Below are 10,184 nucleotides of genomic sequence, written 5' to 3' on the forward strand. Positions count from 1 at the left end.
CCAAAATCGTGAATAATGGTTTGAAGGATAGGCATACTATGAAATTTTCAACGAAGTATCCAGAGGGAACCGACGTATTGAATGGAGGGTACATTTCATGATCGAAATTGAAAAGCCAAAAATAGAAACTGTAGCATTAAGTGAAGATGGCGCTTATGGTAGATTTATCATTGAACCGTTGGAGCGTGGCTACGGTACAACCTTAGGAAACTCACTACGTCGTATCTTACTGTCCTCCTTACCGGGGGCAGCAGTAACCTCTGTCCAAATCGATGGCGTTTTGCACGAATTTTCAACGATTCCTGGCGTGCTTGAGGATGTTACGGAAATTATCCTCAATCTCAAAGGTTTATCGTTGAAGATTCACTCCGATGAGGAGAAAGTGCTAGAAATTGATGCTGAAGGAGAAGGTAACATTACAGCGGCTGATATCCGCGGTGATAGTGATGTTGAAATCCTTAACCCGGACTTACACATCGCTACCTTGTCTCCAGATGCACGTCTTCATATGAGGATTCATGCGGGCAGAGGGCGCGGTTACGTCCAATCAGACAAAAATAAGCATGAAGAGCAACCAATTGGTGTAATTCCAATTGATTCGATCTACACGCCTATTACTCGGGTAAACTACGCTATTGAGAATACTCGCGTCGGCCAAGTGACTAACTATGATAAGTTGACCCTCGAAGTGTGGACCGATGGAAGTATTCGTCCAGAAGAAGCAGTAAGCTTGGGCGCTAAAATCTTAACTGAACATTTGCTCTTGTTCGTTGGTTTGACGGATGAAGCAAAAGACGCTGAGATCATGGTTGAAAAAGAAGAAGATAAGAAAGAAAAAGTTCTTGAGATGACGATCGAAGAACTAGACCTTTCCGTTCGTTCTTACAACTGTCTCAAACGTGCAGGGATTAATACCGTACAAGAGCTGATTACCAAAACAGAAGAAGACATGATGAAAGTTCGGAACTTAGGTCGCAAATCCCTTGAAGAAGTTCAAGAGAAGCTCGAAGAGCTGGGTCTGGGTCTACGTACCGAGGAATAATCTTGTCAGAAGGAGGTTAACTCAATGAACTACAGAAAATTGAACCGCGATTCCAGTAATCGTAAAGCATTATTTCGTGATCTGGTAACGGATCTGTTCATACATGAGCGCATTCAAACAACAGAAGCAAAAGCTAAAGAAATTCGTTCAATCGCTGAGAAGTTAATTACTCTTGCGAAACGCGGAGATCTTCACGCACGCCGTCAGGTTGCTGCTTTTGTTCGTAGAGAAGCTGCTAACGAAAATCAAGATGCGATTCAAAAACTATTCTCTGAATTGGCACCACGTTATTCCGAGCGTCCAGGCGGATACACTCGTATCCTTAAACTGGGACCACGCCGCGGTGACGCAGCACCAATGGTTTACCTAGAGCTAGTAGATCGCGCATAGAAGACGGATGGGAAAGGGTGGACGGAATCACTAGATTCTGGTGAAGCCCTTTTTTTGCAGTCTTGGATCGCATTCTAGTGTATTGAGCTGCTTAAGCAACTCAAGCTAGGTAGAAAGGATGACTCATGGAGGAACAAGCCTTGAGAAATCTACGTTTTACCATAAGCTATGATGGTACATCTTATTCTGGCTTTCAGATACAGCCTAAATCTGATACGGTGCAATACCGTTTAGAGCAGGCCGTGTTCTTACTGACAGGTGAGACAGTGAAAGTCATATCATCAGGGCGGACAGATGCCGGCGTTCATGCCAAAGCGCAAGTTATTAATTTTACAACGAGTTCTAAGATTCCAGTAGAACGTTGGTGTTTAGCTCTAAATGCTAGACTACCCAGGGATATCGTCGCACATACTGCAGAAGAAGTTCTCCCTACATTTCACTCTCGCAAAGCCGCGAAACGTAAAACCTATTGTTATACGATTCGTTCGGCGCGCTTCCCTGATGTCTTTCACCGCAACTTCGAGTATCATCACCCCACGCATTTAAATGTGGAAGCCATGAGAGAGGCGCTCCCTTGTTTGCTAGGTGAGCATGATTTTACTTCGTTTTGCACAGTGAGAACGGATAAGGAAATCAAAGTGAGAACCTTATATGAGGTACGTATGGAGACGGAATCAGATGAGTTGTTGGCGTCAGGTAAAGTAGAACGTATCCGGTTAATCATAACGGGGAATGGTTTTCTTTATAACATGGTGAGGATCATCGTAGGGACGTTGATACAGATCGGTGAGGGTAAGAGACCATCTAGCGATATGCAACGTGTTCTCGAGGCCAGAGATCGTTCTCAAGCGGGTCCTACAGCTGAAGCCATGGGATTAACCTTGTGGAAAGTCGACTATTAAAAAGTTATCATCACTACTTGATTATTAAGACGTTATCGTGTAAAATATAACTTGGCGTTTCGTGATCGGCTACCCCACAGCCCCTGATCACAAATGACCATAACTATCCATCGCTTATGAATATTTAACAACTATAACTTATGTATTTCAGATATATTTTTAGGAGGATTAAGCATGCGCACCACATATATGGCTAAGCCAAATGAAGTAGAGCGTAAATGGTACATTGTTGACGCTGCAGGCCAAACACTTGGCCGTCTTGCAAGTGAAGTTGCTAGCATTATCCGCGGTAAGCACAAACCGGAGTTCACTCCACACGTAGATACTGGTGATTTCGTTGTTGTTATCAATGCTTCCCAAATTAAGCTTACTGGTAAGAAAATGCAAAACAAAATGTACTACCGTCACTCTTTGTACCAAGGTGGTTTGAAAGTGACTTCCGCTCAAGACTTGCTTAACAGCAAGCCTGATCGTATGATCGAATTCGCAGTTCATGGTATGCTTCCTAAGAACCGTCTAGGTGATAGCTTGAAAACTAAGCTTAAAGTCTACGGTGGAGCAGAGCATCCGCACCAAGCACAACTACCAGAAGTCTGGAATCTTCGCGGTTAATATAAGGAGGAACGTTTCGTGGCACAAGTTCAATATTATGGAACGGGTCGTCGTAAACATTCGGTAGCGCGTGTTCGCTTAATACCGGGTGAAGGACGCATCATCATCAATAAACGTGATCTAGATGAGTATTTCGGTCTAGAAACATTAAAGCTAATCGTTAAACAACCACTTGCTCTAACTGAAACTATCGGTCAATACGATGTTCTAGTTCTTGCAAATGGCGGCGGAATCAGCGGACAAGCTGGCGCAATTCGTCACGGTATCTCCCGTGCATTGTTGAAAGCTGATCCGGAATACCGTGGATCCTTGAAAAAAGCTGGATTCCTAACACGTGATTCCCGTATGAAAGAGCGTAAAAAATACGGATTGAAAGCAGCACGTCGTGCTCCTCAATTCTCCAAACGTTAAGATATTGTGCCTTTGGCACGCAAGAAGAACCTTTTCGGCTTATGGCTGGAGAGGTTTTTCTTTTTTTATGTTCATCTGTTCATCATGATCCAACTTTAACCCAATAGAATAAGTTAATACCAAAATGATAAAAAGTAATTGACACCTTGTAGAAGTCAGATATAATTAAAATATAAATCATACAATATCAGTCGGGATTGTCGACTATTGGAGGAATCGGAAGATGAATCTATTTGAGAAAGAAGCATTTGTAACGAAAGCTGCGGAAGAATTCGAAAATCAATCGCCTGAAGCCATATTGAAATTAGCTGTAGATACATTTCAAAGATTGACACTTGCTTGTAGTTTTGGAGCGGAAGATGTGGTGTTGGTCGACATGCTGCAAAAGATTAACCCAAATGTTGATATCTTCTACTTGGATACGAATGTGCATTTTGATGAGACTTATGAAACGAAAGATCGTCTTGAGAAGCACTACGGGACAAAATTCGTTCAAGTATTGCCTAAGTTAACTCTCGATGAGCAAGCGGAGAAATTTGGGGATGAGCTATGGAAAAGTGACGCGAACCAATGCTGCAACATACGTAAAGTTGATCCACTTACAGATATCCTTAGAAACTATGATGCGTGGATTACTGGTATTCGCCGCGATCAAGCACCTACTAGAGCAAATGCTAAAAAAGTTGAATACGACGTGAAATTTGGCCTAATTAAATTCAACCCACTAGCTGGATGGACTTCAGAAGACGTATGGCAATACATTCGCGACAATGATGTGATATACAACCCGTTGCATGATCGTAACTATCCTAGTATCGGTTGCACGCACTGCACACGCCAAGTCGCCGAAGGTGAAGATCCGCGCGCGGGACGTTGGGCAAGTATTGAGAAAACGGAATGTGGTCTCCATAAGTAAGTTTGTTTCAACACTGCAATGCACAATACAAGGCCTCGTGAAGCGATTCTACATGCGATTGTACTTAGGACTAACAGTTGTTCAAATTTCATCATATGACGCGATTACACGGGCTTAGTTGGGAAGGTTGAAACGACCCTTAATATCGTGTATAAGTCTGGTATATTTGTCCACCCTGTCCCATATAGATGTTACAGAGTCTATAGGGGAACAGAGGTGGATTTTTTATGCGTAAAAGGAAGAAGAGGTTGGTGGTATGGCTGACCTTTCACAGTAGTCTGAAGCTATTGCTTTCAGCTATGCTGGTTGCCTTGGTTGTCTTTATTTATGCGTACGAGCTCCCTACAACGAAGACCTGGTCGGATTGGACGCTCCCTTTATCGGGTAAGACAATAGCGCTAGACGCCGGTCATGGGGGGCCAGACGGTGGGGCAGAGAGTAAGGATGGTATCATCGAGAAGGACATCAATTTAGCTATAACCTTGCGGCTACGCGATTACTTGCAACAAGCCGGTGCGATCGTGGTTTTAACAAGAGAAACGGACACTGATCTAGCGGAATCAGGCACGAAAGGCTATAGCAAACGTAAGACGCAGGATCTCCACAACCGCGCGGACTTAATTCAGAACAATAACGCGGATATGTTTTTGAGTATTCATTTGAACAGTATACCGTCTGATAAATGGAGAGGCGCACAAACGTTCTATTATTTGAATAATCCCGATAATCCTAACCTAGCGGCACTCATTCAGTCCGAGCTTAGGCGTAATTTAGAAAACACCGATCGTGTTGCTAAGTTGGCGGATAAGACTGTGTATCTGTTAAAAACGTTGAAAATCCCAAGTGCACTTGTTGAGGTAGGCTTTCTTTCAAACCCAGAAGAGGCGAAGTTATTAGCGGATGAGAACTATCAGAAGATACTGGCAGCATCGGTTTATCAAGGAATTTTGAGATATTATGCAGGTGAAAAAGTGGGTTCTGCTTCATAATGTGTTATAATAAAAGCCGCGAATACAATGTCCCAATAAAGGTGTGATGTGGCTATGGTACATAAAGATCAAATTCTAGAGGCGTTGAATAAGCTAATAGATCCCCAGTTTAATAAAAGTGTAGTGGAATTAAATTTGATTCGTGATGTGATGGTGAAAGAAGATGCGGTATCCTTAAGTTTGCTCGTAGTAACCGAGGATGAAGGATATAAGGAGCAAGCCAGAGCATTTATTCAACAATCTTTAGCAAATATAGGAGTACCTCAAGTTCATATCCGGTTTAGATTGATGACGGATCATGAACGGAGTCGTTTGGAAGGAACTTCACATCAGGCGGATACAAACCAGCAGAAGCCTGTTCAACCTCCGATTCAGCAACCGATTCTTGGACAATCCTCTACGGTGGAGTTCATCGCTGTTGCGAGTGGCAAAGGTGGCGTTGGTAAATCAACAGTCACAGTTAATCTAGCAGTCGCCCTGGCTCGTAAAGGAAAAAAGGTAGGGATCATCGATGCGGATATATATGGATTTAGTATTCCGGATATGATGGGGATTGAAGAACAGCCGCAGTTGGTAGAAAACGTGATTATTCCTGTTGAGAAATTCGGGGTCAAAGTGATATCGATGGGGTTCTTTGTCCAAGACAATGCACCTGTTGTATGGCGTGGGCCGATGTTAGGCAAAATGCTGCGCAACTTCTTCAACGAAGTAAATTGGGGAGATGTGGAGTACATCCTTCTAGACCTCCCTCCGGGTACGGGCGATGTTGCACTTGATGTGCATCAGCTCATACCGCAAAGCAAAGAGATCATTGTTACGACACCGCATGCTACAGCAGCTTTTGTAGCTGCTAGAGCTGGTGCGATGGCCATTCAAACGAATCATGAAATTTTGGGTATCGTTGAGAACATGTCCTATTATGAAAGTAAGGATGGCAGCATTGAGCATATTTTTGGTAAAGGTGGAGGTGCTAAGCTTGCTGAAGATCTTCACAGTGAGCTATTAGCGCAAATTCCATTAGGAGCGCCTGATAATCATATATCTGAAAAAGATTATTCGCCGTCCGTATATAAGGCAGAATCCAAAGCAGGTCAAATCTATTTGGAAATAGCGGATAGGATCATTACGAAACTGGATAAATAGTGCAAAAAAAGGAAGAGGAAGCAGAGGGAGTCTGCAAACTCTTCCTTTTTCGTTTAAGAATCAGAACCTCCATCTTTCTTCTCTTCACCTTGTTTATCGGAATCCCCTGAGGAATCATCCTTCTGTTTTTCATCCCCGCCGTCTTGTTTTTTATCTCCTTCTTTGGCTTTATCATCACTTTTTTCTGTGCTTTTTGCGGAAGGCATTTGATCAGGCTTACTTTGTTGGGCGATAGCAGACTTAAGTAACTCAACCATTTGCGCCCTGAAAAGAGGGCTTTGGATGGATTCTTCCATGACAGTCATCATTTGCTGGCGGTAGGGTGCTGTTTTCATAACATCAAGGACCATTTTCTCATAATCGGGGTTTTTCATAACATCGATCAGTGATTTTTGGTAAGTAGGGTCCTTGAGCAATTCCTTGAACATCTGTTTGGTTTCTTTTTGGATTGCCGTGGCAAAGTCACCTGCGAATTTAGGATCCTTCATCATATCGGTCAAAAACATATTATTTTCCTTAGCGGTGAGTACATCCTTGACAGCCATTTGAAGCTGCAGGGACTCATTAGCGGATAGTAGTTTAATTTGTGATTGGCCAGCAACGCTGTTAGCACCTACATCGCCATTCATGATACTTCGATTTGCAGCACTTATTGCTTTTTTACCATCATCTGATTTCAGAATATCAAGGATCATTGTCTTTTGTTCTTTGTACGTGTTGGCTTGTGATTGGCCTTGAGATGAGTTATCTGTACCACAAGAGGCGAGAAGAAAAGCCAATGATATAGCCGGTAGGACCTGAAGCTTTCTAAGTCTTGTTTTTAACATAACTACATGCTCCCTTCCCTGAACTTTAATGGTCTTAGTATGTGTGGTTAGGGTCAGAATATAAGGGGACATTATTGGCTTTTTAACGTAAAGATTGGTACAATTAACAATTAGAGTTGATGTGTGGAGGGAATTAAACGTGACTTTACGTAAATGGTTTCACTTATTTTGGACAACATTAGTATTAGGGATTGTAGTATCCACTGGGGTTGGACTTATCCTTCAATTTTCAGACAAAGAATTTTCTGTAATGGGCTTATCGGCGGTCGGATTTAATTTGATTAATATGATTCTCGGTGGAGCTACGATAAGTGTATTGAGTCAAATGGGCTTCTTCGCATATTTAATCGTTAGGTTCATTGCTGTTGGTATTATACGATCCAAAACAGTATGGGACTTGTTACAGCTTGCCGTTGTTATTGTTGTTTTATTCGACCTTGTCTACTTGAGGAAAACGAATTTCAACAGTTCAGAATCGCTGCTTGGATATTTCATCTTACCTGTGTGCGTATTAGTGATTTCTTTAGCAGTAAGCTATTGGAAGGTGAAAATGACGAATCGGAATGCATTCATTCCTACTTTATTTTTCATGACGGCAGTTACTGTGCTTGAGGCTGTGCCAGCATTGAAATTGGATAACACGGCATCAAGTCTATTTATGTTGGCACCATTGTTCGTCTGTAATGCATGGCAAATTCTTACCCTACATAAAATACTGGATAAAAAAAAGAGCTAATTTGATTAGCTCTTTTTTTAAAATTTATTCATAAATACTAATGGATTTGTTTCATGGCTTGATCCTCAACAGGGGTTGTCTCCACCTGGGTTTGCTTAATGAGCTCACTAACACTTACGAACTGATATCCCTTTTCTCTTAGTTGTTGGATGATGGCGGGCAAAGCCTCATGTGTTTGTTGGGAGGAGTCGCTCGCATGGAGAAGAACGATATCGCCAGGATGTGCTTTGCTCACTACACGGTTTACAAGAGTGTCGACGCCTTTATTCAGCCAATCCTGAGAGTCTGTATCCCATTGTATGACGGAATAGCCGAGATCATCAGCAATGCGCAACACACGCTTGTCGAAGTCGCCATTAGGCAGGCGGATGAGGTTAGGCTCTTTGCCAATTAATTCTGTTAAAATGCCATGTGCAGTAGTAATTTCGTTTCGAATTTCCTCGTCACTTAGGTCGCTGTAGTTATCAAATTTGTTCCCATGACTGCCAATCTCGAATCCGTAGCTTTTGATATGTGAGACAATGTCGGGATGGCTTTTACTCCAGGGCGAGGATAAGAAGAATGTTGCGTCCTTAACGCCATTGTCCTTTAGGATCTTCAAGATGGGTTCAGCTCGAGTATCCCCCCAAGAAATATCAAAGGTAAGGGCGATAACTTTCTTTTCGGTCTGCACGCTGTAGATAGCCGAAGGCTCGGAGTTCATAAAGACGGATACATTACTTTGTTCGGAATATACAATGGCCGCGGAGAAGATGATGGCAAGAGCAATGAATAAATATTGTTTGAATTTGCGTGCGTTGATTACAAAAAAGTAGTTCATAAACAGCTTGTACCTCCTTTATGTCAAGCCATAGATAGCTTGTATAACCTTTAGTAAATAATGTATGCTCGTACACAGGGTACTTATGCTTCCGAAATTGGAGGAAATACAAAATGAATTTTCCGGCATTGCTTAGACATTTTAAAGAAATGAAGCATTACTTTATTGTGGTTGTTCTCGTTTTTGGATTTAGTTTGTATATGGGTTGGGCAAATTCCGACCAATTTACGCATTTCTTGGAAAAGCAATTAGAGGGACTCCAGCCTATGATTAAATCGATAAGTACCAAAGAAAACCCGCAGGTTTGGCTGTTCATTTTTATCTTTTTAAATAACGCGATTAAGTCGGTGCTTATTATGTTCTGTGGAGTTTTCCTAGGTGTATTACCGCTCTTTATGCTAATCGCTAATGGAATGATTCTGGGTTATGTTCTTTCTTTGCAGACGCATGAAAGTACATTATCCATTGTTCTTAAAGGCATATTGCCGCATGGTATCATTGAGATCCCTGTAATACTACTTGCGTGTGCATATGGCTTGAAGATAGGGATGTTGGTTTGGAAAATGGCTGTACAGATACTCGTGCCTGCTGAGAAAAGAAGTGCTAGAATTGAATTGATTAGAATTTTTCAATTAACCAAACCGCTCAGTATGGGAATCGTAGTTCTTCTTTTGATTGCGGCTATAATTGAGAGCACACTTACCTACTGGTTGGTGCATTTGTAAAATATTTTCAATCCCTCGTCATAAAATTGGCAAAATCTGAGCATAACAATAAGGCGTAAACGAAGAGGGGCATAATTGGCTCAACTCTCCACGTCTAACTAAAAATTGTTAGTGCCATGAATCTCTACAGTCGAGAGGGGTTTGGATGGATGTATGCTCGGATTTTTGTTCAATGAGAGAGAATGCAGAGAATTAGATTATGTATTGCGTAAAGAATTAGACGAAATGCTATTCGATCTCAATGATAAGAGAATTGATCAAGAGATAAAGGGAGCTATAGAATCCAGATACAAGGTCATCTTCAGGATGTATGCTCGCTTAGCGACACCAAAGGAAATATCAAAGTACGCCAGAAACCGTAATTACCAAGCTCAGAAAAAATAGGGGGTAAGTGCTTGACTTACCCTCTCCACCTGTGTTACTTTATAACTCGTCACTTCGAAACAAAGTTAGTGAGTCTTATTATAAGAGAGAGGTTACATAAAACTTTTCGAAAAAAAGACTTGCAATCTCTGGTGTGACTGTGATATATTTAAAAAGTCGCCGCTAAACGGATGGCGATGTAATGCGAGAGAAATTGATCTTTGAAAACTGAACAACGAGTGAGTAAGCACAGTCGAGTAATCGACTATAAAAGAGATTGCAAAATCTCGCTAGCTTCAAATGAGCAA

13 protein-coding genes are annotated in these 10,184 nt (G+C 41.9%); 11 read left to right on the top strand and 2 right to left on the bottom strand.

Features of this window, described 5'->3' with window-relative positions; all coding sequences use genetic code 11:
- Positions 1 to 97: 97 nt before the first annotated feature.
- The 8 genes from L6I86_RS32380 to L6I86_RS32415 all read left to right on the top strand — a co-directional run bounded on the left by L6I86_RS32380 (position 98) and on the right by L6I86_RS32415 (position 6,405).
- A complete protein-coding gene (locus L6I86_RS32380; protein ID WP_056618255.1) occupies positions 98 to 1,042 on the top strand; it encodes a DNA-directed RNA polymerase subunit alpha in 945 nt (314 codons plus the stop codon).
- Positions 1,043 to 1,066: 24 nt separating this feature from the next.
- Positions 1,067 to 1,432 carry a 50S ribosomal protein L17 gene (rplQ, locus tag L6I86_RS32385; RefSeq protein ID WP_056618253.1) on the top strand — a complete coding sequence of 122 codons (366 nt, stop codon included), beginning with the start codon at positions 1,067 to 1,069 and terminating at the stop codon, positions 1,430 to 1,432.
- 140 nt (positions 1,433 to 1,572) lie between these two features.
- Positions 1,573 to 2,334, top strand: a complete 762-nt coding sequence (gene truA / locus L6I86_RS32390; RefSeq protein WP_236292826.1) for a tRNA pseudouridine(38-40) synthase TruA — start codon at positions 1,573 to 1,575, stop codon at positions 2,332 to 2,334.
- A gap of 174 nt (positions 2,335 to 2,508) precedes the next feature.
- Entirely contained in the window at positions 2,509 to 2,946 is a 438-nt protein-coding gene (gene rplM / locus L6I86_RS32395) for a 50S ribosomal protein L13 (RefSeq protein ID WP_029196440.1), read from the top strand.
- An 18-nt stretch (positions 2,947 to 2,964) separates the two neighbouring features.
- Positions 2,965 to 3,357 (top strand): 30S ribosomal protein S9, encoded by a 393-nt coding sequence (rpsI, locus tag L6I86_RS32400; protein ID WP_028557465.1) that lies wholly within the window; start codon positions 2,965 to 2,967, stop codon positions 3,355 to 3,357.
- Positions 3,358 to 3,580: 223 nt separating this feature from the next.
- Entirely contained in the window at positions 3,581 to 4,273 is a 693-nt protein-coding gene (locus L6I86_RS32405) for a phosphoadenylyl-sulfate reductase (protein WP_056618250.1), read from the top strand.
- Positions 4,274 to 4,500: 227 nt separating this feature from the next.
- Entirely contained in the window at positions 4,501 to 5,262 is a 762-nt protein-coding gene (gene cwlD / locus L6I86_RS32410; RefSeq protein WP_236292828.1) for an N-acetylmuramoyl-L-alanine amidase CwlD, read from the top strand.
- Between the two features lie 54 nt (positions 5,263 to 5,316).
- Positions 5,317 to 6,405 (top strand): Mrp/NBP35 family ATP-binding protein, encoded by a 1,089-nt coding sequence (locus L6I86_RS32415; protein ID WP_236292831.1) that lies wholly within the window; start codon positions 5,317 to 5,319, stop codon positions 6,403 to 6,405.
- Positions 6,406 to 6,458: 53 nt separating this feature from the next.
- On the opposite strand, the gene gerD is transcribed toward L6I86_RS32415, so the two are convergent.
- Positions 6,459 to 7,232, bottom strand: a complete 774-nt coding sequence (gerD, locus tag L6I86_RS32420; protein WP_056618239.1) for a spore germination lipoprotein GerD — start codon at positions 7,230 to 7,232, stop codon at positions 6,459 to 6,461.
- A gap of 139 nt (positions 7,233 to 7,371) precedes the next feature.
- Between gerD and L6I86_RS32425 the strand changes: the two genes are divergently transcribed.
- Entirely contained in the window at positions 7,372 to 7,968 is a 597-nt protein-coding gene (locus tag L6I86_RS32425; RefSeq protein WP_236292832.1) for a KinB-signaling pathway activation protein, read from the top strand.
- A gap of 37 nt (positions 7,969 to 8,005) precedes the next feature.
- Here the strand turns inward: L6I86_RS32425 and pdaB are convergent, their stop codons facing one another.
- Positions 8,006 to 8,788: a polysaccharide deacetylase family sporulation protein PdaB gene (gene pdaB / locus L6I86_RS32430; protein ID WP_056618230.1), complete on the bottom strand. Its 783-nt coding sequence runs from the start codon at positions 8,786 to 8,788 to the stop codon at positions 8,006 to 8,008.
- Between the two features lie 113 nt (positions 8,789 to 8,901).
- Between pdaB and L6I86_RS32435 the strand changes: the two genes are divergently transcribed.
- Both L6I86_RS32435 and L6I86_RS32440 read left to right on the top strand, forming a co-directional pair.
- On the top strand, positions 8,902 to 9,513 hold the full coding sequence (locus L6I86_RS32435) for a stage II sporulation protein M (RefSeq protein WP_236292834.1): 612 nt from the start codon (positions 8,902 to 8,904) through the stop codon (positions 9,511 to 9,513).
- Positions 9,514 to 9,666: 153 nt separating this feature from the next.
- Entirely contained in the window at positions 9,667 to 9,897 is a 231-nt protein-coding gene (locus L6I86_RS32440; protein ID WP_056618222.1) for a hypothetical protein, read from the top strand.
- Positions 9,898 to 10,184: the final 287 nt, after the last annotated feature.

The sequence above is a fragment of the Paenibacillus allorhizoplanae genome (assembly GCF_927798215.1).
GTDB lineage: Bacteria > Bacillota > Bacilli > Paenibacillales > NBRC-103111 > Paenibacillus_E > Paenibacillus_E allorhizoplanae.

Excerpts from the sequence above, each read along its gene's own strand:
- L6I86_RS32405 (WP_056618250.1), top strand. The coding sequence starts at position 3,581 with ATGAATCTATTTGAGAAAGAAGCATTTGTAACGAAAGCTGCGGAAGAA.
- rplQ (WP_056618253.1), top strand. The coding sequence starts at position 1,067 with ATGAACTACAGAAAATTGAACCGCGATTCCAGTAATCGTAAAGCATTA.
- cwlD (WP_236292828.1), top strand. The coding sequence starts at position 4,501 with ATGCGTAAAAGGAAGAAGAGGTTGGTGGTATGGCTGACCTTTCACAGT.
- L6I86_RS32435 (WP_236292834.1), top strand. The coding sequence starts at position 8,902 with ATGAATTTTCCGGCATTGCTTAGACATTTTAAAGAAATGAAGCATTAC.
- L6I86_RS32380 (WP_056618255.1), top strand. The coding sequence starts at position 98 with ATGATCGAAATTGAAAAGCCAAAAATAGAAACTGTAGCATTAAGTGAA.
- pdaB (WP_056618230.1), bottom strand. The coding sequence starts at position 8,788 with ATGAACTACTTTTTTGTAATCAACGCACGCAAATTCAAACAATATTTA.
- L6I86_RS32415 (WP_236292831.1), top strand. The coding sequence starts at position 5,317 with ATGGTACATAAAGATCAAATTCTAGAGGCGTTGAATAAGCTAATAGAT.
- L6I86_RS32440 (WP_056618222.1), top strand. The coding sequence starts at position 9,667 with ATGCTCGGATTTTTGTTCAATGAGAGAGAATGCAGAGAATTAGATTAT.
- rplM (WP_029196440.1), top strand. The coding sequence starts at position 2,509 with ATGCGCACCACATATATGGCTAAGCCAAATGAAGTAGAGCGTAAATGG.
- gerD (WP_056618239.1), bottom strand. The coding sequence starts at position 7,232 with ATGTTAAAAACAAGACTTAGAAAGCTTCAGGTCCTACCGGCTATATCA.